General features: G+C 43.6%; 24 protein-coding genes. 13 read left to right on the top strand and 11 right to left on the bottom strand.

Annotated elements, in window-relative coordinates:
• Positions 1 to 25: 25 nt before the first annotated feature.
• The 4 genes from NJD71_RS03680 (at position 26) to NJD71_RS03665 (ending at position 5188) form a co-directional block, all read left to right on the top strand.
• Complete coding sequence (locus NJD71_RS03680; RefSeq protein WP_319050600.1) at positions 26 to 763, top strand: SDR family NAD(P)-dependent oxidoreductase; 738 nt, start codon at positions 26 to 28, stop codon at positions 761 to 763.
• Between the two features lie 57 nt (positions 764 to 820).
• The gene (locus NJD71_RS03675) at positions 821 to 2524 is read left to right on the top strand and encodes an NAD(P)/FAD-dependent oxidoreductase (protein ID WP_319050599.1); all 1704 of its coding nucleotides are present in this window, start codon (positions 821 to 823) and stop codon (positions 2522 to 2524) included.
• Positions 2525 to 2584: 60 nt separating this feature from the next.
• On the top strand, positions 2585 to 3604 hold the full coding sequence (locus tag NJD71_RS03670) for a DUF1365 domain-containing protein (RefSeq protein WP_319050598.1): 1020 nt from the start codon (positions 2585 to 2587) through the stop codon (positions 3602 to 3604).
• Positions 3605 to 3733: 129 nt separating this feature from the next.
• Complete coding sequence (locus NJD71_RS03665; protein WP_319050597.1) at positions 3734 to 5188, top strand: cyclopropane-fatty-acyl-phospholipid synthase family protein; 1455 nt, start codon at positions 3734 to 3736, stop codon at positions 5186 to 5188.
• A gap of 78 nt (positions 5189 to 5266) precedes the next feature.
• Here the strand turns inward: NJD71_RS03665 and NJD71_RS03660 are convergent, their stop codons facing one another.
• The gene (locus tag NJD71_RS03660) at positions 5267 to 5926 is read right to left on the bottom strand and encodes an MFS transporter (protein WP_336623806.1); all 660 of its coding nucleotides are present in this window, start codon (positions 5924 to 5926) and stop codon (positions 5267 to 5269) included.
• Positions 5927 to 5952: 26 nt separating this feature from the next.
• Here NJD71_RS03660 and NJD71_RS03655 point away from each other — a divergent pair.
• A protein-coding gene (locus NJD71_RS03655; RefSeq protein ID WP_165596948.1) for an IS5 family transposase occupies positions 5953 to 6701 on the top strand; the annotation gives its coding sequence in 2 pieces (ribosomal slippage) (positions 5953 to 6283 and positions 6283 to 6701; 750 coding nt in all).
• On the opposite strand, the gene NJD71_RS03650 is transcribed toward NJD71_RS03655, so the two are convergent.
• Positions 6668 to 7246, bottom strand: a complete 579-nt coding sequence (locus NJD71_RS03650; protein ID WP_442967643.1) for an MFS transporter — start codon at positions 7244 to 7246, stop codon at positions 6668 to 6670. The genes NJD71_RS03655 and NJD71_RS03650 overlap by 34 nt on opposite strands.
• A gap of 108 nt (positions 7247 to 7354) precedes the next feature.
• Here NJD71_RS03650 and NJD71_RS03645 point away from each other — a divergent pair, with 108 nt between their 5' ends.
• The 4 genes from NJD71_RS03645 (at position 7355) to NJD71_RS03630 (ending at position 10698) form a co-directional block, all read left to right on the top strand.
• Positions 7355 to 8242, top strand: a complete 888-nt coding sequence (locus tag NJD71_RS03645; RefSeq protein ID WP_319050596.1) for a LysR family transcriptional regulator — start codon at positions 7355 to 7357, stop codon at positions 8240 to 8242.
• Positions 8243 to 8271: 29 nt separating this feature from the next.
• Entirely contained in the window at positions 8272 to 8682 is a 411-nt protein-coding gene (locus NJD71_RS03640) for a DUF2177 family protein (protein ID WP_319050595.1), read from the top strand.
• Between the two features lie 182 nt (positions 8683 to 8864).
• On the top strand, positions 8865 to 9416 hold the full coding sequence (locus tag NJD71_RS03635) for an acyl-CoA thioesterase (RefSeq protein WP_319050594.1): 552 nt from the start codon (positions 8865 to 8867) through the stop codon (positions 9414 to 9416).
• Positions 9417 to 9600: 184 nt separating this feature from the next.
• Positions 9601 to 10698: a cation diffusion facilitator family transporter gene (locus NJD71_RS03630; RefSeq protein ID WP_319050593.1), complete on the top strand. Its 1098-nt coding sequence runs from the start codon at positions 9601 to 9603 to the stop codon at positions 10696 to 10698.
• Positions 10699 to 10870: 172 nt separating this feature from the next.
• On the opposite strand, the gene dps is transcribed toward NJD71_RS03630, so the two are convergent.
• Positions 10871 to 11353, bottom strand: coding sequence for a DNA starvation/stationary phase protection protein Dps (dps, locus tag NJD71_RS03625; RefSeq protein ID WP_319050592.1), 483 nt, complete (start codon positions 11351 to 11353; stop codon positions 10871 to 10873).
• Between the two features lie 462 nt (positions 11354 to 11815).
• Between dps and uvrB the strand changes: the two genes are divergently transcribed.
• The 3 genes from uvrB to NJD71_RS03610 all read left to right on the top strand — a co-directional run bounded on the left by uvrB (position 11816) and on the right by NJD71_RS03610 (position 15874).
• Complete coding sequence (gene uvrB, locus NJD71_RS03620) at positions 11816 to 13927, top strand: excinuclease ABC subunit UvrB (RefSeq protein WP_319050591.1); 2112 nt, start codon at positions 11816 to 11818, stop codon at positions 13925 to 13927.
• A 228-nt stretch (positions 13928 to 14155) separates the two neighbouring features.
• Positions 14156 to 15208, top strand: a complete 1053-nt coding sequence (locus tag NJD71_RS03615) for a pyridoxal phosphate-dependent aminotransferase (protein WP_319050590.1) — start codon at positions 14156 to 14158, stop codon at positions 15206 to 15208.
• Positions 15209 to 15496: 288 nt separating this feature from the next.
• Positions 15497 to 15874: a hypothetical protein gene (locus NJD71_RS03610; protein WP_319050589.1), complete on the top strand. Its 378-nt coding sequence runs from the start codon at positions 15497 to 15499 to the stop codon at positions 15872 to 15874.
• An 89-nt stretch (positions 15875 to 15963) separates the two neighbouring features.
• Here NJD71_RS03610 and NJD71_RS03605 read toward each other — a convergent pair whose 3' ends face one another.
• Positions 15964 to 16353, bottom strand: coding sequence for a hypothetical protein (locus NJD71_RS03605; RefSeq protein ID WP_319050588.1), 390 nt, complete (start codon positions 16351 to 16353; stop codon positions 15964 to 15966).
• Between the two features lie 169 nt (positions 16354 to 16522).
• Entirely contained in the window at positions 16523 to 17038 is a 516-nt protein-coding gene (locus NJD71_RS03600; RefSeq protein WP_319050587.1) for a hypothetical protein, read from the bottom strand.
• Between the two features lie 339 nt (positions 17039 to 17377).
• On the opposite strand from NJD71_RS03600, the gene recJ reads away from it, so the two are divergent.
• On the top strand, positions 17378 to 19246 hold the full coding sequence (gene recJ / locus NJD71_RS03595) for a single-stranded-DNA-specific exonuclease RecJ (protein ID WP_319050586.1): 1869 nt from the start codon (positions 17378 to 17380) through the stop codon (positions 19244 to 19246).
• Positions 19247 to 19314: 68 nt separating this feature from the next.
• Here recJ and NJD71_RS03590 read toward each other — a convergent pair whose 3' ends face one another.
• The 6 genes from NJD71_RS03590 to NJD71_RS03565 all read right to left on the bottom strand — a co-directional run bounded on the left by NJD71_RS03590 (position 19315) and on the right by NJD71_RS03565 (position 25023).
• Positions 19315 to 19980 (bottom strand): trimeric intracellular cation channel family protein, encoded by a 666-nt coding sequence (locus NJD71_RS03590; RefSeq protein WP_319050585.1) that lies wholly within the window; start codon positions 19978 to 19980, stop codon positions 19315 to 19317.
• A gap of 123 nt (positions 19981 to 20103) precedes the next feature.
• Positions 20104 to 20739 (bottom strand): trimeric intracellular cation channel family protein, encoded by a 636-nt coding sequence (locus NJD71_RS03585; RefSeq protein ID WP_319050584.1) that lies wholly within the window; start codon positions 20737 to 20739, stop codon positions 20104 to 20106.
• 104 nt (positions 20740 to 20843) lie between these two features.
• Positions 20844 to 21944, bottom strand: a complete 1101-nt coding sequence (locus NJD71_RS03580) for a multidrug resistance efflux transporter family protein (protein ID WP_319050583.1) — start codon at positions 21942 to 21944, stop codon at positions 20844 to 20846.
• 70 nt (positions 21945 to 22014) lie between these two features.
• Positions 22015 to 22746 (bottom strand): 7-carboxy-7-deazaguanine synthase QueE, encoded by a 732-nt coding sequence (queE, locus tag NJD71_RS03575; RefSeq protein WP_319050582.1) that lies wholly within the window; start codon positions 22744 to 22746, stop codon positions 22015 to 22017.
• Positions 22747 to 22981: 235 nt separating this feature from the next.
• Positions 22982 to 23803 carry a 2,3,4,5-tetrahydropyridine-2,6-dicarboxylate N-succinyltransferase gene (gene dapD / locus NJD71_RS03570; protein WP_319050581.1) on the bottom strand — a complete coding sequence of 274 codons (822 nt, stop codon included), beginning with the start codon at positions 23801 to 23803 and terminating at the stop codon, positions 22982 to 22984.
• A 263-nt stretch (positions 23804 to 24066) separates the two neighbouring features.
• Positions 24067 to 25023 (bottom strand): alpha/beta fold hydrolase, encoded by a 957-nt coding sequence (locus NJD71_RS03565; protein ID WP_319050580.1) that lies wholly within the window; start codon positions 25021 to 25023, stop codon positions 24067 to 24069.
• Positions 25024 to 25299 lie beyond the last annotated feature (276 nt).

Genomic DNA, 25299 nt, shown 5'->3' with positions numbered 1-25299 from the left:
AAGAATATTAAAAAGGACAATTACCATGACAAATTCTACTGAAAATCTACATATTCTCATTACGGGTGCGACATCTGGTATCGGTAATCAGTTAACAAAGGATTACCTGTTAGAAGGACACACCGTCTACGCCGTTGGCCGGGATGATGAGGCATTAGCCGAACTTAAGTCATTAGGTGCAGAAACGATTGATTTGGATCTTATGGATCGAGATAAAGTCGTTGAAGCTTTTGCGAAAATCGAAACGGTTGATCTCGCGATTTGCGGTGCTGGCATGTGTGAATATCTGGACATGCCAAATTTCGATAGCAGCGCATTTATGAAAGTCATGTCAGTCAATATGGGTACGTTGTCTCATGCTATCGAAGGAGTATTACCACATCTGATTGCTTCAAAAGGTCGCCTTGTCGGTATCGGCTCTGCATCTGCTTATGTGCCTTTTGCGCGTGCTGAAGCTTATGGTAGCTCAAAAGCGGCAATACATTACCTGATGAAAACGCTACAAATTAGCTTGGCGCCACATGAGGTGTCGGTCAGCCTTGTCGTACCTGGTTTTGTCGAGACGCCAATGACCAAGCAAAATGACTTTCCTATGCCGTTTATTCAGACGCCAAAGCAAGCAAGTCAAGCCATCCGTGATGGTATCGATAGCGGTCATGAGGTTATCGAGTTTCCCAAAAAACTTACTATGCCACTAAAAGCATTGGGTACGCTGCCTGATCTGGTCTGGCAGCAAGTCAGTGAAAAGCTGAATAAAAAATAATTTATCATAGAATATATGACTCACTAACATAGTAAAAATATAACAGGGAATGCCTTTATGCCGTTTATTCGCGCCAAGCGTGCAACCAGCCAAAATACTGATAACAGCAACATAAAAAGTTCAGGCGGTCAGCCAGTGCAAAAACGTATTGCCATCATTGGCTCAGGGGTATCAGGATTGACTTGTGCGCATTATTTGGGTATTCAGCATGAGGTGACCGTTTTTGAAGCCAACGATTATATCGGCGGGCATGTAAATACCATTGATGTGGCACTACAGGATGGCAAAAAGGCAAAGAGCGGTAATGAAGAGAGTAGTGCAATAGACACCGGTTTCATTGTTTTTAATGAGCGTACCTATCCGAATTTCTTTCGTTTACTTCACGAGCTACAAGTACCGTTTCAATCGACGGACATGAGCTTTTCGGTAAAAAACACGGCGCGTCGATTCGAATACAACGGTCATACGTTAAATACCTTATTGTCACAGCGCAAAAACGTACTTAATCCAAAGTTTTGGCAATTTATAAAAGATATCTTACAGTTCAATAACCATATCAAGCAGTTGCGTCAAGACTATGATAATGCACGCGTACAAGGAGAGGATGTTAGCGGTTTTACCACGCAAACCCTTGGCGGCTACCTAGCGCAAGAAAGCTACGGTAAGCTGTTCACCGATAACTATCTGCTGCCGATGGTCTCTGCTATTTGGTCGACCAGCTTGGATGAAGTGCAAGATTTCCCGCTGGTGTTTTTTGCGCAGTTCTTTGACAATCATGGTCTACTCGATGTGGTCAATCGTCCACAGTGGTTTACAATCAAAGGTGGTTCAAAACAATACGTCAATAAGTTGATTCCACGTTTTATCAAGTCGGGCGGTAAAGTGCGAGTAAATAGCCCAGTCCAGTCTGTGGCGCGTGATGGTGAGCAAGTGTTATTGACTGTCCAGAACAAAGGTGATGATGGCGATACCGAACACCTTGTATTTGACGAAGTTATCTTTGCCTGTCATGCAGATACGGCACTGAGTATTTTAAAAGATGCCAGCACTAATGAATCAGAGGTGCTGAGTCATTTCCGCTTTACCAAAAACACCGCTGTACTACATACCGATACCAGTATTTTACCTAAGAAGCCATTGGCATGGGCAAGTTGGAATTACCTGATAGATGAGAGTATTTCAGGTACTAAAACAGGTGATAAACAAACTGACGTAAATACGAAAACACCTGCAAAGCCCGTGCTGACCTACCATATGAATATCTTGCAACGTCTAACCAAAAAGCACAATTATTTGGTTACGCTTAACCATGATATAGATGACAAACAAATCATTAAAAGTATTGATTATAGTCATCCGGTATTTGATCTCACAATGGTTGATGCGCAAACAAAGTGGTCAAGTATATCTGGTGCCGGCTTGCACACTCATTTTTGCGGTGCCTATTGGTTCAATGGTTTCCACGAAGATGGCGTACGCAGTGGTCTACGTGTCTGTCAGTCGCTCGGTCATGATATCGATATCAAAGATGAGGTTGATCCAGCACATTTGCCTGACGCTACGAGTGCACATACGCCGTTTCGCTATAAAGACCTGCCAGTAAAGGCTGACACAAAACAGCGTAAGTTAGATAAGCGTCAGGTGATGACTGCGACCACCAATCAAGAGCTGGTTGAATATGCTGCACTTCTACAGAGTGAGACGGGAAATAGCAACCAACCTAAAAAACGTGGTTTATTTGGTCGCCGTAAAGCCAAGTAATATCACGATATTTTAAAGAATGTATGTTATAAAAATATGACGTTAAAAATGAGACTGTCTATGGCCACACCCATTCAATCTGCTAATGCTATGCCCGCGCATGATCTAACTCGTAAGCGTCCTATGGTGCCGCATCAGTTATTTGAGGGTACGACATGGCACAGTCGCTTGCTACCCAGTATCAATAAGTTTGTTTATCCGTATCGCTATTGGGGGGTCAATATTAGCGCGCTGGCAGCAGGTCACGCGCTTCCTGAAATCAGTACAGCAGCCTTCAGCGATCATAAGACTATCAGAACATCACCTTTGAGTACGATATTGCCAAAGCAATTGCTGGTAAAAGGACTGCCTTTGTTTTCTGCAAAATCAAAGGCGCTACAACGGTTCTGCCCTGAAGACTATTTGCAACATTCTAATAGCCTAAGTGACGATAAAAAGGTAGATAACAATATTCAGCCTGATCAAGCATTAGAGCAGCGTTTGAGCCAAGCATTTTTAAAGCATGCAGGCAGTACACCTACAGGGGATATGTTGGGATTACTCGTTTGCCGCAATGCAGGTATGTATTTTAGCCCAGTCAATTTCTATTTAGGGTTTGACGAGCAGCAGACACCGACGCATTTGCTGGCTGAAGTTTCCAATACGCCTTGGGATAAGCGTTACTACTATGGGTTTTTGTTAGAAGGGGAGGACACCGAGTTCTGTCATGATAAAAACTTCCACGTGTCACCTTTTAACCCTATTGATCAGTTATATCGCTGGCAGGTCACAGTTAAGCGTAGCAGTACAGATATGGCAGACGAGCAATCAACTACTGGATTACAGGTTCGTATCGCTATCAATATCAGTGATGAGCGCGGCGAAGTCCTAAAAACGGGTATAAAAATATCGGGCGTACCGATGACAGATCGCTCTGTGCGTAATAGCTTGCGCAAAAATCCATTGATGAATACCACGTCTTTAGTACGTATCTATTGGCATGCTTTTAAGCTATACGCGATCAAAAAAGTACCTTACGTCAATTATGACGAAAAACTAGCTGACAGCCAGCAGAAAAGTACGCATCATAAAAAAGCCTGAACGATTAGAGGATTAGCGCTCCATAACCTCAAAAGTCAAAATCTTAAGATGCAGCAACCTAAAACGTAGCCATACCCTTTATATACTCAATTCCAAAATACAAAGCACTTAGACAAGGACAACCATAAGATGTCAGCACGACCGACCGACAGAGCACCAGTCACAACACTAGAGAAATTGAGCGCTCGCATGAGCAAAGTCGTCAATGAAAGCGCTGTGCTACAGCCAGTAAGCGATGGCGTAAACAATGTCGCTCGAAAACTTATATTTCGTGCACTGCAGCATATTCAGTTTGGCAGTCTTACTTTAATTGAAACATTTGCTGAGCCAGAATCAAAGACGAGCAGTTTTGGCAAAGTCGAGTCCAATGCAGCAAGCAGCTCGGCAGTGGGTCGCCATCCGCTACATGTCACCTTAAAAATCCATGATAGCGCCGTATATCGCCAGCTATTGTTAGGCGGCTCAATCGCGCTTGCGGACAGCTATATCAATGGCGAATGGGATACGGATGATTTGACAGGTCTGATTCGCTTGGCGGCTCGCAACTTAGCCGTGCTCAACAAGCTTGAAAATCGTTTTGCAGGTATTAGTAAGGCGTTCGAAAAAGCCAAGCATCAGCTACGTAGTAACGACAAATCGGGCTCTAAGTCTAATATTTTAGCGCATTATGATTTGGGCAATGACATGTATCAGCGGTTTTTGGACGATACGATGATGTACTCATCGGCGGTATATCCCACGCCTGATATGACACTCAGTGATGCCCAGCAGCATAAGCTGTCACTCATATGCCAGCGTCTACAGCTCAGCGCTGATGACAATGTGATTGAAATTGGCACAGGTTGGGGTGGATTTGCTATCTATGCAGCCAAACATTATGGCTGTCATGTGACGACCACGACTATCTCGGATGCTCAGTACGATGAGGCACAGCGGCGCGTCGAGGCAGCAGGTCTGTCAGATAAGATCACGCTACTCAAGCAAGATTACCGCGAGCTGACGGGACAATACGACAAGCTGGTCAGTATTGAGATGATTGAAGCGGTAGGGCATGAGTACTTGCCAACGTTTTTTGCTAAGTGTGACAGCCTACTTAAGCCAACGGGTCTCATGGTATTACAAGCAATCACCTTCAATGATCAAAACTACCAAGATTACATCGGTTCGGTCGATTTTATCCAGACGCATATCTTCCCAGGTGGCTGTTTGCTCTCTAACCAAGAGTTGACCACTCAGTTCACTGAGCAGACGGATATGGTCATCAAGCAATTACATGACTATGGCTTTGACTACGCTTATACATTACGTGATTGGCGTGCGGCGTTTTTGGCACAGCGTACAGAGATCCAAGCGCTTGGCTATGATGATGCCTTTATACGCTTGTGGGAGTTTTACTTCTGCTACTGCGAAGGTGGGTTTTTGGAGCGCACCATTGGTGTGGTGCAGGTCACTGCAGTAAAACCAAACAATATCGATACCTTACATTTTTCTGATTTGCCAGCTGCTGTCTTGAATAACAAAACGGTCTCAGATAATGAAGGAACATTTAACGATGCAGGTGTGACAGATACAGTCTCGGTATAAGTATATAAGATTTGGTCGTCGAGCTTGTGCGGTCTCATACTACCAGTAGTAGAGTATGAGACCGATGTGCTGACAGACTTAGGAAGCTAGTGTAGACCGTCTATCAAGAGCGCCCGAATAGCGTGTCACTGCCAATGCCATCAAAGAGATAACAGCACCGATCCAAGCGGTATCTTGCAAGCTCAAGTTTTCGACCACGCTGCCACCGATAATAGAGCCTAGTGCGATACCGATATTGAATGCAGCAATGTTGAGACCAGAGGCGACATCGACAGCATTTGGTGTGTATTTTTCGGCTTGTTTGACGACGTAGATCTGGAGACCAGGCACGTTTCCAAAGGCAAAAGCACCCCATACTAAGATAGTCAGCACCGCTGCAACTTTTGACTGCATCGTAAAGGTAAACAGCAGTAAGACAATGCTAAGTGCGCTAAATATGATACTAAGCGCACTGATGGGACCACGTTTGTCGGCAAGTTTGCCACCCCAGATATTACCGATGGCAACGGATACGCCATATACCAGCATGATGAGGGCAACAGCAGAGGGTGCAAATTTGGTCTGTTGTTCCAAAATAGGGGCAAGGTAAGTAAACGCTGTAAACGTACCACCATAGCCAAGAATAGTCATCAGGTATATCAGCAGCAATTGTGGTTTTACGATGACTTGCAGTTGTTCTTTAAATGTTGCAGGAATGGATTGTTTGAGGTTTTTGGGTACTAGGGTGTGTTGACATATATAGAATAATTGATAATCATAGTGTTATGACTAGATTAACCCTAAGTGATGCCCAGTGGGCAAAGATAGCACCGTATTGTGCAGGTAAAGAGACCGATGTTGGTAGAACAGCGGTAAATAATCGACTATTTATCGAAGCTGTTCTATGGATTGTCCGAACAGGTAGTCCGTGGCGAGACTTACCCCCTGAATTTGGTAACTGGAACAGTGTTTATAAGCGCTACCGTCGATGGGTAAAAAGCGATAGATTCAGCAAGCTATTTAATGCTCTGAATGACTCAGATTTAGAGTATGCCATGATTGATGGCACTATTGTTAAGGTACATCGTCATGGACAAGGCGCAAAAGGGGGGCTTGTCATCAGGCAATTGGCAAATCAAGAGGCGGTATGACCACTAAAATCATGGCAATGGTTGATGCATTAGGCAACCTTGTTGATTTTACTTTATTGAAAGGACAACAGCATGACATGGCTGGCGTTAAACCTTTAATTAAAGACAAAGAGTTTGGTGCATTGCTTGCTGATAGAGCCTTTGACACGGATTGGCTACTGCTAGACTTAGAAGAGCGTGGTAGCAAAGCGGTCATACCCCCTAAACGCTCTCGTTTAAAGCAACGAGATTTCGATAAAGAAATGTACAAGTGGCGTCACTTAATCGAGAACTTCTTCTGTAAGCTGAAAGATTTCAAGAAAATTGCCATGCGTGCTGAAAAAACGGATGAGTCGTTTGCTGCTAATATCTATTTAGCAGCGACGATTATCCATTTACGGTAATTGTCAACACACCCTAGTAAAGCGCTGCCAATCAAAGCGATGACGCCCAGTACCGAGACGACCAAAAACGTGGCACGCCAGCCAAAATGCTGACCGATCCATGTGCCGAGCGGTACACCAGTGACTAGCGCCACAGTGAGTCCGGTAAACATAATGGCAATCGCACTGGCCTCTTTTTCTTTACTCACTAAACTGGTGGCGATCATAGAGCCAATGGAGAAAAACACGCCGTGAGCCAGACCGGTCAATATACGTGCAAGTATCAGCGTCTCGTAACTGGGCGCTTGCCAAGCCAGCAAGTTGCCGATGACAAATAAACCCATGAGGCTCATGAGCACTATTTTGCGATTCCAGCGACCAGTGAGTGCAGTAAGTATGGGTGCGCCAATAGCGACGCCCACTGCATATAAGCTGACTAGTAGCCCTGCAGAAGGCAAACTGACGCCCAGATCGGCTGCGATAGTTGGTACTAACCCAACAATGACAAATTCGGTTGTCCCGATTGCAAATGCGCTCAGCGTGAGCGCCCATAAAGCGAGTGGCATAACGACATCCTAAGCATTAAATGATGTGCGTAGTTTGACGTACTTATAGTTTGCAAAAAACAGCACAAATGACAAAATACTTTTGTCAGTTTTGTAAAGGTAGCAGTAATGACAGGACATGCTAGAACAGAAGATATAGAGATATTTTTGACGGTAGTGGATACGGGCAGTTTTACTGGCGCTGCTAACTTGTTAAATCAGCAGGTCGCTAAAGTATCTCGTGCTGTGTCCAGACTTGAAGATACGCTGCAATGCACACTGCTAAATAGAACGACGCGACGTTTAGAGTTGACAGAGGAAGGGCTTGTCTTTATCCGATATGCACGTGAGAGTTTAAATACTCTGCATACTGGTGAAGAGGCGATTAAGTTGTTAAAGCAAGCGCCAAGTGGGCACTTACGAATTGATGCAGCCAGTCCGTTTGTTTTGCATCAACTCACGCCATTGGTAGGTGAGTTTGTGCAGCAGTATCCGCATATTACGCTTGATTTGACATCGCATGACAATATTATCGATTTACTTGAGTACAAAACTGACCTTGCGATCAGAATCGGTGACTTAAAAGACTCGAACTTGCACGCGCGTATGCTAGGCAGAAGTAAACTGCGTTTGGTAGCCAGTCCTGAATATTTATATCGCCATAACCAAGTCACAGATGTCGCAGACTTGATCCATCACAAATTGATCAGTTTTAATGACGCATCAAAGCTTGCGAGTTGGCCATTGACGTCGTCCGTGGATCTTAGTTTTCATATGACCGCGAGTAGTGGCGAGACCCTACGGCAGCTATGCTTGGCGCATCAAGGTATCGCGTTGTTGTCTCATTTTATGATCGGCAAAGACATAGAGTCTGGACGACTGGTTGAGGTACTGCCTGAGGCGGTAGACAGACCGAACAATCGCGAATCGATACAGGCGGTTTATTATAGAAACAGTGCTGTATCGTCGCGTATTTTAGCATTTCTAGATTTCATTCAGCCGCGGCTGACATTATAGTTTTTATTCATTTGATAAGGGATATCATTATGGGCTACGTTTTTATCTATCTTGCCGCTGTGGTTATTTTCTTGGGTGTTGACGCTGTTTGGTTGACGACCATGAAAGGCGCTTTTTATGAGTCGCGCATTGGTCATCTTTTGGCTGATGAGCCAAATATGATGGCTGCTGGTGTGTTCTATATGTTCTATATACTGGCACTTTGTATATTGGTTTTATATCCACAAATTAAAGCAGGCGCATCAGTTGGTCATATTTTTTTACTTGGCGGTTTGATTGGTTTGATGGCTTATGGTACCTATGACTTTACCAACTTGGCACTTTATAAAGGATTTACATTAGATACGGCGCTGGTTGATTTTGTGTGGGGCGGTGTTTTGACAGGTTCCGTCAGTGCGATTGTTGCTTGGCTTGCTTATCGTTTTCATTGGTTGAGCTAAGGTTAAGGTATATCGTCTTGCTCTCTATGACGTTGTATATATAGTACTGACATATCGCTCTACTTGTAGAGCGGTGATTTACATAACCTAGACTGTTTACTGACAGAGGGCTGTTTGTGCTATAGGCTGACCTACTGTATAAATGGTAGGCATAATAAATGTCAAACCCATTAAGGAATATTATGCCACAATACAATACCAGCTCAACTGCCAAAAAAGCCCCACTAAACCACGAGTTGTATATGTCGATATTGATGACACCTGATATGGCAAACTTCATCGGTAATGTACACGGTGGTGACTTGCTCAAGATGCTTGATCAGGTTGCTTACGCCTGTGCCAGTCGCTATAGCGGGAACTATGTAGTGACACTGTCTGTCGATCAAGTGATGTTCCGTGAGCCTATTTATGTGGGTGAGTTGGTTACTTTTGCAGCGAGTGTCAACTATGTAGGTAACACTTCGATGGAAGTAGGTATTCGCGTTGAGGCAGAAGACGTACGTGCTCGTACAGTGCGCCATACCAACAGTTGTTACTTTACGATGGTGGCTATCGATGACAATGGTAAACCAACCCCTGCGCCGCCGCTCGATATAAAAAACGAAATGCAGCAGTGCCGAGCTGATGCAGCAAAAGAGCGTAAACAGCAACGTATGGAAAGCTCACATCGCCCAAGCTGCGACTTTGAGGGCATAAGTCAAAAATTCGATAAGCATGATAATGAGGCTAAATAAAACAAGAAACTAAACAGAATGAATAGCTTTTCAATTCTGAATATTCAGCCATCATTACCCTGTGTAACGACTCACTAAAAAGACACTGATATTGTAGCGCGCTTACTTTAAGCTGATGTGTGTTCCAATCTATTTATCTATAGTAAATACGTTCAGTATCAATATGTTTTTTAGTGAGTCCAGCATGAGCCTAAAACCATCTATCGCTAATCCCCAGCGTCATCTGTCATCCTCTCCTAAAGCACAGCCCTCTCGTGCTCGCGGTGCCAGTCATCCAAAAGTATCAGATGATACCAGCCTAAACTCTAATACCAACAACTATTCTGAAATCAATGATGAGCATTCAGGTTCACTCGTTACGGTATTGATTGCGGTTGGTGCCAATCTTATTATCGCAATTGCAAAATCAGTTGCCGCTTTTATGACAGGCTCCGCTTCGATGATTGCAGAAGCCGCTCATTCGTGGGCGGATGCCGGTAACGGCACGTTACTTATCGTGGCAGAAAAGAAATCTATAAAACCTGCAGATAAGAGCCATCCATTAGGCTATGGCAAGGAATCCTATGTTTGGTCGATGATTGCTGCGTTTGGTGTATTTACCGCAGGTTCAATTGTCTCTATCTATACTGGTATCAAGGAGTGGAATGCTACGGAGTCTGAGACCAATTATACGGTCGCTTTTATTGTTTTAGCCGTAGCATTTGTGCTTGAAGGGTTCTCACTGATTCAGGCTTATAGACAAAGTAAAAAACATGGAGAGGCGTTAGATATTAGCGCGATTGGCTATGTGGTAGATACCTCTAACCCAACGCTGCGCGGAGTGTTTTTTGAAGATTTGGCAGCTGTTGTTGGCTTGGTGATTGCGGCTGCCGCGATGGGTATGCATGCTTATACAGGAGAACCTTATTGGGATGCGCTAGGCTCTATCATTGTAGGTTTGCTACTGGGAGCGGTCGCTATCTTTTTGATCAGTCGTAACCGAGACTTTTTGGTAGGACATCGAGTTGCTGAACGCATGCATGAGTATGTCTTGGGCGAACTACTCAATCATCCAGATATCGATAGTGTGTCATATCTACACCTAGAGTGGGTCGGTCCCAAAAAAATGTTTATGGTTGCGGCTGTAGATATCAAAGGTAACCAAAAAGAAGAGCAGATTGCGCAGAAATTCGAAGAGATTGAAAACCTATTTCGAGCCAATCCTATATTTCAGGAAGCTATTTTGACACTATCGGTGCCAAATGCTGAGCTTCTAAGTTTAGACAAAAATTTGGTCGGTTAGATCAGTAGAAAAAGTATAGAGTAGTGTAGTTCTTAGATGCTACTCATATATCTTTTTATATTCTAAAGAGAATAATTTAAGCATAAAAAAGCCGTCAATTATGACGGCTTCTCTCTTTATATATAACTAATACTTAAGTCTAGTTCTTAAAAAACATCTAACTTAAAATGTGTTATTTCTTTGGCGCGTTGGCACCGATGAACCATGCGTCTTTATCAACAATGCGGCTTGCTTCGGTGAATAAATCAGCTGTATCTTCATCGCCTGCATCACCAGCAGTAGCAATCGCTTCTCTTAACGTCTCTGCTACTTTTTTATAACGACCAGTTAGCTCACGAACGTGTTGGTCCACTTCAGTAATATCAGTTGGATAATCATCCAAGATAGACTCTTTTGCCACACGGCTGGCTAGACCATTCGGCTGACCACCTAGGATAACAATGCGCTCAGCAATCGTGTCTGACACTTCAAGAATACGATCTGATGTTTCATCTAATAATTGATGCACACCGATGAATCCAGTACCTTGTAGATTCCAATGGCATTGTTTGCCATCTAAAGTTAGATCAATAACGTTTGCTAGGTTTGCGTTTAGCAAATCAATCATTTTCTTTGCAGTCTCGTCCGAAATTCCACTTGCGTAACGTTCTCTCATATTGTACTCCGTTATTTGTTTAAAATTATTATATTGAATTAAATATCCAATGTATTTTTATTAGTTCTTATTTGATGATACTTGATCAATTAACTTCGTTATTTTATCAAGTGTCATCTACTTGCTTGTTAATTCATGCTTGCTTGTTAATTCATGATCGATAATAGCAGCTTAAATCGATGATGGAACCCCTGAGTGTTAGGCTTTGTTGGGTGGTCGTGTAAAGGGTTTGTTAACCGTGAAAATCTTTGTAAATTTATCAGAGGCTGTGTGCGTTTTTTATAACGATGCAATATTTATCCGCTACTATTGAAGCTATACATATAGCAAATAGCGCTTTTATATACTCGCGCTTCGTTTAGAAATAATCTTTGTAAGCCTTAGATAAGTGGCGTTATTGTCCTTTAAAATCCGCCGTTTGAACCCCATATTGTTATAAACGTTAATAAGAAGAAATCAATTATGCGAATGCCTGAACCGCGTTCATCGCGTCAGTTAAACCAGTTGGCCACACAGCTCCAAGGTGAAGCTGAAATCACTGGTGTCAATGCGTCAGGGACGCAAATATCGAGTCGTGCTTTTGAGATGGTTACCGATTTTGAGCCGGCAGGCGATCAGCCGCAAGCGATAAAAAAACTGGTCAATGGTATCAACTCTGATATGGATGAGCAGCTATTGTTAGGTGTAACAGGCTCTGGTAAGACTTATACCATGGCAAAGGTTATCTCTGAGACGCAGCGTCCGACCATTATCATGGCGCACAACAAAACACTGGCCGCTCAGCTATATGGTGAGTTTAAATCGTTTTTCCCTAACAATGCTGTCGAGTACTTTGTTAGTTATTACGACTATTATCAGCCAGAAGCCTATGTTGCTGCCAGCGATACTTTTATCGAAAAAGACAGTGCCATCAATGATCATATTGATCAGATGCGTCTGTCTGCTACGCGCGCACTCTTAGAGCGTCGTGACGCGATTATCGTGGCCTCAGTATCTTGTATCTACGGTTTGGGTGATCCAGAAAGCTATCTAAAAATGCTCCTGCACGTTGTGGTGGGCGATAACATAGACCGTACGGCGACCATCAAGCGTTTGGTTGAGATGCAGTATACACGTAACGAGTTAGATTTTGGCCGTGGTACCTATCGTTTGCGTGGTGAGCTGTTAGATATTTATCCTGCTGAGTCGGAGCAATTGGCTGTACGTGTGCATTTATTTGATAACGAAGTCGAGAAGATTACGTGGTTTGATCCTTTAACAGGGAAAACAGTACGCAGCGTGCCACGTATTACGATTTATCCAAAATCGCACTATGTGACCCCGCGCAATAAATTAGAGGCAGCAAGTCATACTATCCGCGAAGAACTAGAGCCACGGCTAGAATACTTCCGTGATAACAACAAACTGATTGAAGCACAGCGTCTAAAGGAGCGTACTCAGTATGATCTTGAGATGATTCAGCAGCTGGGCTACTGTAACGGTATCGAAAACTACTCACAGCATCTCTCTGGTCGCCCATCAGGAGAGGCGCCGCCGACATTGTTTGATTACATTCCAGAAGATGCGTTGTTGTTCCTCGATGAATCACATGTCACGGTCTCTCAGATTGGTGCGATGTACAAAGGCGATAGATCACGTAAAGAAAACTTAGTCAATTATGGTTTTAGATTACCAAGTGCAATGAACAATCGCCCGATGAAGTTTGAAGAGTGGGAGCGTATCAAGCCTAAGACGATTTATGTCAGTGCGACGCCTGCATTATATGAGCTTGAACACAGTGAGCAAGTAGTAGAGCAGGTTGTCCGTCCAACTGGTCTGATCGATCCTGAGATTGAGATACGTCCCGTCTTGACGCAAGTCGATGATGTGCTATCAGAAATTACTAAACGCCGCGAGAAAGACGAGCGTGTATTGATCACCACATTGACCAAACGCATGTCAGAGGATTTGACCAGCTATCTTAAAGAGTACGATGTAAAAGTCGCTTATCTACATTCGGATATTGATACGGTTGAGCGTATGCAGATTATCCATGAGCTACGCACAGGCGTGCATGATGTGTTGGTCGGTATCAACTTATTACGTGAAGGTTTGGATATGCCTGAGGTGTCGCTAGTGGCGATCTTTGATGCTGATAAGGAAGGTTTTTTGCGTTCTGAGCGTTCACTTATTCAGACGATTGGTCGTGCCGCACGTCATTTAAATGGTAAAGCCATTCTTTATGCTGATCGTATTACGCCAAGTATGCAAAAAGCGATAGACGAGACGGATCGTCGTCGTGATAAGCAGATTGCCTTTAATGTCGAGCATAACATCACGCCAAAAGGCGCTCGCCGCAGTATCACTGATAAGATTGATACGGGTGAAAGCTTGGATGCCAATGATAATCAGGCTATCCCTGTTAAGAGTAATCTACCAGATGTCGACATCAATATATTACGCAGTCCTGATTTGCTTGCTAAAGAAATCAAACGTCTAGAGAAACAGATGCAGCAAATGTCGCGTGATTTGAAGTTTGAAGAAGCAGCAAAAACACGTGATAAAGTGCTTGAGTTAAAAGCACATTTAATCTGATAGTTTGGTTTGATAAATAAAAAAAGGTGACGTGCTTATTGAGCACCTCACCTTTTTTATGGCTTTTCCAATAGTAGGGTGCTTGTAATACGTTTTAATGCCACTTACCATATGCCACCATCCTTACTATCCACATCGCATTCCAAAACTTGTACCAGGCTTCATAGCTGAGCTTGTCATTCAAGACTGAATTTTTGGAATGGTCATAAACTAGGCGTATTATTCACTGTGCTTACTAACCATTTGATAGAACTTAACTCCAATGAAAACTCACTGGGTATGTCAGTGGCTGCCAAAAAAGCTGTTATTGACTCTCTAGATATCGGCTTTCGTTATCCAGACGATCAGCGTGCAGCACTGATCACCAAAGTCGCTGAGATAAACGGCGTAGCAGAGAACCAGATCTCACTAGGCAGCGGCTCTAGTGAGAACATCCGCACTGTCGTTCAAATGCTAAAAAATAAGTCCTTAATAGAAGGTAAAAACTTTCAAGTCATCGTGCCGCATCCAACTTTTGCTTATGCTGAGCTATATGCAACGTCCATTGATGTACCCGTGGTAAAAGTGCCTTTGACGCCTGAAAACTACGATTTCGACTTACAAAACATGCAAAAAGTCGCTGATGACTTTGATGGAATTAGTTTGCTTTATCTGTGCAATCCTAACAATCCAATTGCAACGATTACTGATACTACAGCATTAAAAAATTGGGTACAGTCTGCACCAGCCAATCACTATTTTTTATTAGATGAAGCCTACTCAGAGTACGTGACAGACTCTAGCTTTGAGAGTGGTATTGAATGGCTCAGCCAGCAGCAATCGGATAACCTTGTCGTTGTGCGTACTTTTTCAAAACTGTGTGCGCTCGCTGGCATGCGTGTCGGCTATGCCGTAGCTAACCCGCAAATGATAGCCAAACTAGAGGCTTTCATCTCGATTGATAATACCAACTTATCAGGTGCTGTAGCTGCGCTAGCGACTCTCGATGATAAAGATTTTCTGGCATTGAGCTTGCACACAGCCAATCAATCGCGTCAGATGGTTGAGCAGACGTTAGATGAGCTGGGTTTGCGCTACCTGCCATCGCAAGCCAGCTTTATATTTCATGAAATAAATGGAGACGTACAAACATACATTGATAGAATGCGAGATCATGGTATCGCAGTCGGTCGGGAGTTTGCGCCAATCACTGGATTTAATCGGCTAACGCTTGGCAGACCTGATGAGATGGCAGTATTTGTAAAAGTGCTCAAATCATTTCGTGATAAAGGCTGGGTTTAGTTGGATTCGTTAAAGTAGTTTGATAATACAGTAGGGAAGGTGCTATTGAGCAATTTTATTTTCTACTTTATATACCTTTATTTATGTTCCGACACTAAAATTGACCGCGGGTTTTTACCAACATCAAACGCAGTTTTACATATTGTACCTTAAATAACTTTTTCCTATCTTATAGGATGGTTCAGTAAGGCATGACCCGATAAGCACATATATAAATGTCGTATAAATAATATACAACTGGGCATGCTCACGTATCTGATAATTATAAAGTTAGGGATGTACTGTACTATGTTTGATATCAAGTCGTTTTTTAAAAGAGAAGTAGAAAAAAAGCTCATCAATGTGGATGATTATATTTTTATGCCTGAGCGTGTAGAGATGGAACTCGAAGGGGGTCGATTGAACTGTGTGCTAAATAGTGACGGCCGCGTAGATATTTTTTATAGTAAAGAAGGGGTAACAGAAGTAGGTTCGGCATCGCGTAAGCACCCATTTACAGCATTTGAGAAAGAGCTGTATCATGGTATTTATGATGATGTAATCGATGATTTGATCAAGGAAGTAGATAAAATTATTGATAGCTCTTCTAAGTACTTTCGTCGTAGCCAAGTGCTTCCTTTTACCGCTGCTATATCGCAAAATCCAGTAGACGAAAACAAGTTCTAGGCTGCGCAGTATAGAGCTGAGTAGCAAAAAAAGGGGTGCATTACTTACAATGCACCCCTTTTTTTACTATTTTTTCATGCTTATATATTCTATTGAACAAAACTTGCATAGCAGCTCTGTAGGGATTTTGCGACTACTTGCGCTACCAACTGAGTACGATACTGAGAATCAATAGCGGCATTGCCCAACTCAACAATGGTGACTTGCTGCGGTGCTTGCTCGCTGACACAACCACAAACGTTGGTTTTGACCGATTCTTGCTGTGCTTCTGTCATGGCGACGCTTGCAACACGCCAAGCGGTTTGTTTTTCAATTTGGCTACGGCATTGGTTGTCGATCGCAGCTCTAAAGACATTCATGCCAATCTCGTTTGCGGTGCCGATTGCTGTACCTGTACCGCTATTTGTAGCACCTGTTGTGGTACATCCAGCTAGCGCAAAAGTGGCTAGCATGACTGTTGAAGCCAAAAGTTTTTTCATGAATTAATCCTTTAAGGTGTTGGGTAGTCTCTAAAGCTACATATTATCAGTAAAACATCGCAATGACATCATGAACCAATGGCTGGGGTCAGCTTTCAACTAGATAACGCATAAAAAAGCCAGCTAAGAGAATGTCTCTCAGCTGGCTTTTTGCAAAATATGGCTGATATTAGACGTTTTTGCCGTGCTCTTTTTGCTGAATGTCTTTTGCTAGCTTGTAGCATTCATTGATATGGTCAGTAGCGATCTTTTTAAAGATGGTATAGCCCATGGTAGCAGCAACCAATTGACCGCCCAATGGGATAAATTTAGTAACCTGTTTTGCAGCGATGCGACCACCGAAGCCTTGAATTGTCTTTTTGACGATACCACGCGTTGCCATCAGACCAGCAAAGTCTACCGTACGGTCTTTAACAGCACTCCAATGCACTTCACGTGACTCTAAATTGATGGCTGACTGACGATCTTCAATCAAACCAAAGCGCTCACTGATTTCAGGAATCAATTGCGTCAACATACCAGCATCGACCGCCACATCAAAAAACGGTACAGGAATAACAGCAACACCTGCAGATACTCTGGCGCGCTTTTTTACCATGCCTAGGCATTCTTTTTTGACTTGATCAAGATCCAAGCTAGGATCGATTGTATTCGGTAGTTTTTCAGCAGCTGGGGTGGTTTTCATAAAGTGTCCTTATAAATGGTTAAAATATTGATAATTAAAATTTCAATAAATAGCAAGTCTCTCAGTTGTTTACTATTCTATGTATTTATCAGCGGCATACAATCATTGCTTTGTAGCAAAATGCAGAAAAGTACTGTCACTATGCACCCTTTTTGTAAATACAGGACTGCCTGTGCCTATACATGTCAGCTTTTACACGATGATGAAAATACAAATCAATCACCTATCTAAAGTGTTTGCGAAGCTAATATTTTGATAAGCATATGCAACCATGAATAGTATACAGAGGCATTATAAATTGTCGTTGTGAGCACGCTCTAAAGCCAGTAGAATACGTTCATGCTAAATTTAACCTCCCGTTATACTGGTACTCGCATCGACGAGCTACCCACTGCGTTGCAACCACTTGCCGCCCAATCTTTCACACTTGCCCGACTGTATGCAGGGCGAGGTATCATGGAGCCTGATGAGCTTGAGACAGCTTTGTCTGGTCTGTTGCCAGCTGATATGCTGCACGGTGTTACTGACGCTGTCCATCTATTAGATACTGCTATCGATGAGCGTAAGCGAATCCTCATTGTTGGGGATTTTGACTGCGATGGCGCAACCAGTACCGCACTGATGATGCGTGCGCTGACTGCGATGGATGCGGTTGTTGATTTTTTAGTGCCAGATCGATTTAAGTATGGTTATGGACTCACGCCAGAGATTGTTGAGCTAGGGATTGAGACTTATCGTCCAGATCTGATAGTGACAGTCGATAACGGTATTTCTAGCCATGAAGGCGTGGCGCGCGCCCAAGCTGATGGTATTACGGTGATTATCACTGACCATCATCTCACGACTAAAGAGACACCACCTGCTGAGGCCGTCGTAAACCCTAATCAACTTGCTTGCGACTTTACTAGTAAAGCACTGGTAGGGGTTGGCGTGGCATTTTATGTCCTTGGACGACTGGCAAAGCTGCGCCGCCAAGCGGGCAAGTCTACAGTACAGGTCAGTCAGTATCTGGACTTAGTTGCGCTTGGAACCATTGCAGATGTTGGCGTACTCGATAAGAATAACCGTATCTTGGTACATCATGGATTGTCTGCTATTCGTCAAGGTCGCTGCTGTATGGGTATATTGGCATTACTTGAGCAAGCAGGCCGTGACCCGAAACAGCTTCAGGCACAGGATTTTGGTTTTGTGTTAGGACCACGTATCAATGCTGCTGGACGTATGGATAACATGCGTATTGGGATTGAGTGCTTATTAACCGAAGATTGGAGCACAGCACAGCGTTTGGCGCAAGAGCTTGAACAGCTAAACCGTACACGCCGTCATGTAGAAGGCGAGATGCGGGCACAAGCAGATAGTATTGTGCAGGCATTAACCACTGACAATATTAATGATAGCGACGTTAGTACTGAGACTGATGTTAATACTGATGAGCATATAGGCGATAACCAGAGTGACAATCACGATGATGTAATCACTTTAGAGGCTACCCCTGGTCAGGCAAGCAAGACAGGCGCTCGTAGTATCGTTCTGTATCAAGATGACTGGCATCAAGGGGTTATTGGTATTGTTGCTGGTCGGTTAAAAGAAAGCCACTATCTACCCAGTATCGTTTTTGCGCCAGCAGACACTGAGCATACGGATGAAGACAGTGCCATCAAAGGTTCAGCACGGTCTATTCCAGGTGTCCATATTCGTGATGCGATTGAACAAGTCGCCGAGCGATATCCGGATTTGATCAGCCATTTTGGTGGTCATGCGATGGCAGCAGGCTTGACCCTCAAACGCCGTAACTTTGAAGCATTTGTCGCAGCGTTCGATGAAGTGATGGCTCAGATGAACGACGACGTGTTTGCAGAGCAAAAATTCACTGATGGGTCTTTGCAGGCGAGTGACTTTAGTCTATGGTTTGCTGAACATCTCGCAGATGCCAGTATTTGGGGTCATGGATTTGCACCGCCGCTGTTTGATGGCGTCTTTGATGTGCTCAGCTTTAAAATATTAAAAGACAAGCATCTGAAGCTATCGCTACGCTATCCAGACGTTCAGTATCCAATTGATGCGATTTGCTTTAATTTTGACAGTGATGCTTGGGATTACCGTGCCAAAAAAGTACATTTGCTGTTTCAGTTAGATATTAATGAATGGAATGGCAAGCAAAGCCTACAGCTGATGATAAAAGATCTAGCGGTAGTAGAACAGGGCTAAGGCTAAAATAGTGTGAGTGCCATCAAGCTTGAGTGTACTCATACCAGTTGCCATCTTTTGATTTTGGATTAGTATTTCCATTCGAGTGTCGGAAACTGCCAGTCATAGCGGATAGCCAGCATACGTAAAGTAAATATCGTACTCATGGTAGAGATATCAACGATCCAGTCTGTCACGCCTAGGTTTCTGAGCGCAAAGTAGAGAATACCACCAGTTAATGCGGCAGTAATATAAATCTCTTGCTGTAGTACCAGTGGAATCTCGTTGCAGATCATATCGCGGATAATGCCGCCAACAATAATGGTAATCACACCCAATAATAGTGCTACCGGTACATTGGCGCCCATGCTATCAGCGACCTTGATACCTATCAATGTGAATGCAGATAAACCGATGGTATCGGATAGCTTGAGGAACTTGTCGACGCGCCTTGAGTTCGGGTGAAAAAAGATCTGCATCACCAGTGACGAGATAGTAATGAGCGTCAGATAGCTCATATCTACCATCCAAAATAGCGGATGACGGTCCAAAATTACATCACGTACCGTGCCGCCGCCAATAGCGGTGACAATTGATACCAGCAAGCAACCAAAGACGTCAAAGTTTTTGTGCTTCGCCAGAATCGTTCCTGAAACACTACAGGCGACAATGCCGATCATATCAAAAAAATATATCAAAGAGCGCGGATCAAAAGTAGTGATTAGGACGGCAGGATCCAGTGCGATAGCCAACATAAGTCATTCTCACTATTTTCAATGATCGTCATTGGGACTGTCTTAGTTAATAAACTACCATAAGCCTGCCATCGCAAATGCAGTAGCTAGCAACTAAGTAATTAGCAACTAAGCAGCTAATAACTAAGCAACCAAACGAATAGAGGGCAGATGCCAGTCATATCTAAGTGCTAGCATACGCACGGCAAAAATCACAAAAAGCATAATAAACTCATTAATACTAGCACTTACGCCCAAGTACTGTAGACATAAATAAGTCACAGATCCTGCGATACTGGCAGTGATATAAATTTCACGTTGTAGTACGAGGGGTATCTCATTACAGATAATATCACGTAGCATTCCGCCAATGATGGCCGTCCAAACGCCCATCATTATCGCAATAATCGGCGACATATCTTGTGTCAATGCAACCTTAAAGCCAATAACACTAAATGCCGCCAGACCAATAGCATCAAAAAGCTTAAGTGCATTATCAATTTTGTGGTAGAGATGGAAAAATATCTGCAGGATAAGAGACGTTACAGTAATCACGATCACATAATTGAGATCAGTCATCCAAAATAGGGGATGACGGTCTAGTGCCATGTCACGTAGGGTTCCACCGCCGATGGCATTGACCATAGAAACCAATATGCAACCAGCAATATCAAAGCCTTTGTGCTGCGCGAGTAGCGTTCCTGCAATCGCACAAGCGATGATACCTACCATATCTAATAAATATAATAGAATATCGGGAAAAATTAAATCATTAACCATGGTTATATTGCCAAATCTTGATCATCAAAAATAATTGAATGTGTTGTTAGAGCGGGTATGGCGATGATGACCTAAACGAAGCTGGTTTGCTGTTGGATCATCATTTAGCCATCTTTTGCAAACAGTATTAGACCTATAATAATCAACACAATACCGACCAATCCTAGGATTGATGGGAGTGGGTTGCCCAGCAGGATCATACCACCGATCAAAGCAAAGATGATTTCACTTGCTTGAGTCGAGTCGACGCCCGCTACCTCGCTTGAGGTCACCGCTTGCTCACGTGAATATAAGAAGAGGCTAGTCGCAGCCACGCCTGATAGTAAAGCAACCAGTAGCGTATTGAATACCTGCGCGCCGCCTGGCAACTCAGGGCGGACTATAATGCCTAACACAAGCCAAAATGGCAAACTCCCTACGGTCATTAACCACACTTTGTTAAAGGCGTTCTGCAGTAAGTACGTGTCGATAACAGGGATACGTCCGATCAGAGTCTGAAGGGTAGAGCTACCGGTAGTGTCATGCGGAGTGCTATGGGTATCAGCGGTATCATGAGCACTGGCTAGTAATGCGGTCTCAGCACGCATTGGCTGCGCCTGTTGCTGGCCGTCTTGTTCTTTGATTTTATGCTGCTTGGCATTATAAGAAGCCTGCCAGACCAATTGATTGCCAATAGGATAGCTAAATGCAGCGATTAGCGCCGGTAGTGCACCATATAGCAGCATTTGGGTCAGTGGAATAGCGTTGGTATCAGTGGGGGCGTGTAGACCTTCACTGATATTAACCAGTACCACACCAACGAAGACAATTAGCGCATAGACGATGAACTTTTTGTCAAAGCGCTGTCCAAATGCCAATAAGACGAGCAAGCTGGTGACGACTGTAAACATAAAGGTTGCCGCGACAACCCATCCACTGGCATGATCACCTGCATAGCAAATACCGGTATAAAACAATCCAAAACCAATACTGCCGGTGATGCACCAAAAACCCATATGCTGACGAAAAATCGTCCAAAGCTCCCCAATGCGTCCCACACCGTGCTGAACAGCAATCATCGCCGTCAGTAGCAGTAGCATAAATACGTAGCGCAAGCTCGCTGACCAAAACCAATGCCCACCAGCCGCACTCATCAGCTCATTTAACACGAACGTTGAGCTAAAAAACGCACCTGACAGTAGCCCCAGTAAGATCAGTCTTATCATATTTCCTCCTTGAAAATGCTTGCGGTTTGTATATCTATCCTAGATAGACGATATGTCATCGATTGTTGTGTTATTTGCCTTTGGCATCCGCCCAGATAATCTTATGTAACTGCAACTGAAAGCGCACAGGCAGGGCATCTGCCAACATCCACTCAGCAAGTTCCCGTGCCAATACGGGTACTTCAGGGCTAAGCTGCTCATCAATATCATCTGCAACGTTGAACATTGGCGAAAACCAAACGGTTCCGACCAGCTCATCTAGCTTATGCTCTATTAATTTTTCTTTGGCCCAGTCGTAATCCTCGCGATTCATGATGACAAATTTGATTTGGTCATGTTCGGTGAGATAGTCGAGGTTTGACCATAGGTTTTTGTCGACTTCGCCTGAGCTAGGCGTTTTGAGATCCATGACTTTGCTGACTGCTGGCGGCACATTCTCTACGGTGAGGGCACCTGCTGTCTCAAGAGATATCTCGTAACCATCGCTCAGCAAGCGTTTCATCAGCTCGATAGCATTCGGCTGCGCTAATGGCTCACCGCCCGTCAGGCAGATACGCTTACATGGATAGCTTTTGATGGTCTCTATAATGGTCTCTAAAGACTGACGTTCGCCACCAGTAAAAGCATATTCAGTATCACAATAAACGCAGCGCAGCGGACAGCCTGTGAGACGGACAAATATCGTCGGTAAGCCTGATGTTATCGCTTCACCTTGTAAAGAATAAAAAATCTCGGTCAGACGCAGTCCTGCTTCAGGATCAGTAACAGGAATAGCGGCGTTGCGTAATAGTGATTCACTCATAATATGTCAAATACAGTTAAAGGCTGACAAAGCGATTAAGCCGTTGTCAATCGTAGTAAAAAAGGCAGGTTTTGTTATAGATGATTTTGTTTGGACAAAGCCAAAAAATGGATTATAACGCAACAGTATCTATTAAGGTGCAAAAAAGACGCTGAAGTTTGCTTCAGCGTCTTTGATAAAGAAGATTTATTACCATCTGTACCGTTCGGGTACGAGGCTATGAGTATGAAAAATACTAGGCTAAACGTAATAGCTCATTTACTGATGTTTTTGCACGAGTTTGCGCATCGACTTTTTTTACGATGATTGCAGCGTACAAGCTGTGCGTGCCGTCTTCTGAAGGCAAGCTACCTGGTACAACAACTGAGCCTGCTGGTACACGGCCACGATGAATCTCACCAGTTTCGCGATCATAGATGCGTGTAGATTGACCGATGTAGACACCCATAGAGATAACAGCGCCTTCTTCGACGATCACGCCTTCAACGATCTCAGAGCGTGCACCGATGAAGCAATTGTCTTCGATGATAGTAGGGTTTGCTTGTAATGGCTCTAATACACCGCCGATACCAACACCACCTGATAGATGGACGTTTTTGCCGATTTGGGCACATGAACCAACGGTTGCCCAGGTATCAACCATAGCGCCTTGATCAACATAGGCACCAATGTTGACGTATGATGGCATCAATACTGCACCTGCTGCGATGTATGAACCTTTGCGAGCAACTGCTGGCGGTACCACACGTACGCCTGCTTCTTTGAACTGTGCTTCGGTCCAGTCAGCAAACTTAGTTGGTACTTTGTCATAAAACTGTACATGCTCGCCCGCTGCTTGAACATAGTTGTCGTTCATACGGAATGATAGTAGTACGGCTTTTTTTGCCCATTGGTTGACGACCCATTCGCCATCTTTCTTTTCTGCGACGCGTAGGCTACCGTTATCTAACTGCTCAAGCACTTGACTGATAGCATCACGTACGTCTTGTGGCATAGTGCTTGGGCTATACTCATTGCGATTTTCAAAAGCCTGTTCGATAGTTTGTTGTAACGACATAAAAATTCCTAAGATAAGTGAAAGGGGAGGTAACTCAGTATTATAATGATATAACAGGTCTGACCTGATCTCAAATAGGCCATACCTCACAACATAATTGATTTTGAGGTGTGGCTTATTTATAGGATTCACTGGGTCAAAAACTTACTTGCCGTATTGTCGCTAATTTGGCAGCGTTTAGCAAATAAGTTCCGTGTCTCGTGATGGCAGTATGGATGATAAAATCCCTGAAATATGCTGTAAAAAAGAATAAGCTGCCGCTGTTAAGCATCTGGCGAGGTATTGTTTATCCACGCTAAAATATCTTGGTAGACAGTCTGGTGGTCTGTTTCGTGTAGCACTTCATGGCGCATAGCAGGATACAGCTGAATATCAACACGATTGAATTTTTGCTTGTGTAATCGGCCAACAACTTTGCGGATACCGCGTCCCATATTACCAATAGGGTCATCCTCACCGCTAATAAACAGCATCGGGAAATTCTTGGCGATGGTGGTTGCCCAGCCTTTATTTAGTCCTGTATCCATTAGGGTAAATAGGGTCATAAAGCCATTATTAGTAAAGTCAAAACCTGTTTTTGGGTCGGCTTCATAGGCCTCAATGTTAGCCGTGTTTTCACTCAACCACGCAAACTTCGATGATGCAGTACGATCTTTCAGTTGGCTGTTGAGTATCTTATTCATGGTATTTGCCAGCACTGTATTGGGCTGTCTTGGTGCTATTTTTGCCAATATCTTATTGATAGGAAGCAAAACTTTGGTCAGTGGGTTGGCGTCCGCCGAGCCCATTAGTATCGCCCCAGCAAAGTTATGTGCGTGATGTTTGAGCACGTTGCGCACGATAAAAGAGCCCATAGAATGACCCATAACAAAATGCGGCACATCGGGATGGCGGGCTTTTAGATTGTCTGCCATCACAATCACGTCTTTTAATAGCGACTGCACGGGATGTTCTTCACCAAAAAACCCTAAATCCGCGTCGGTTTTGATAGTTTGCCCATGACCCAAGTGATCATAGGTCGCTACCGCAATACCATTGTCCGCCAAAAACTGCGCAAAATCTGCATAACGACCACCATGTTCTGCCATTCCATGCACGATCAGTAACGTTGCGCGAATATCGATACCTTTGTCACGAGGTTCAAAGAAGTCATGATGTAAATAATGGGTGTTATCGGATGAGAGAATATGGTCATTATTGGTATCGAGAGGGGTACTCATATAAGGTTCCTTGACGGGTTTTGATTGTCTGTATTTTTTGTTGATAGGTTTTGAGAGTGACAATGCATTGGGCAATATCTCACAGAGCAGTATCTTACAAAGCAGGGTCACAAAGAGTTAGATCTTAAAGAGCTATGTTTTAAAGAAAAAATCTTAAAATAATGCTCCAAAATAATGTCTCAAAAATAGCTACTTGAAAACTTGAAAGATAGCCTTCTAAAAAATCACTCTATCACGTGGCTTCTATTATGACTCACTATACTAAGTGTTTTGTCA

It is taken from the genome of Psychrobacter sp. PP-21, assembly GCF_033790785.1.
Taxonomy (GTDB): Bacteria; Pseudomonadota; Gammaproteobacteria; order Pseudomonadales; family Moraxellaceae; genus Psychrobacter.
The sequence above is the reverse complement of the archived record's forward strand: the minus strand, read 5'-3'. Positions and strand labels throughout refer to the sequence as shown.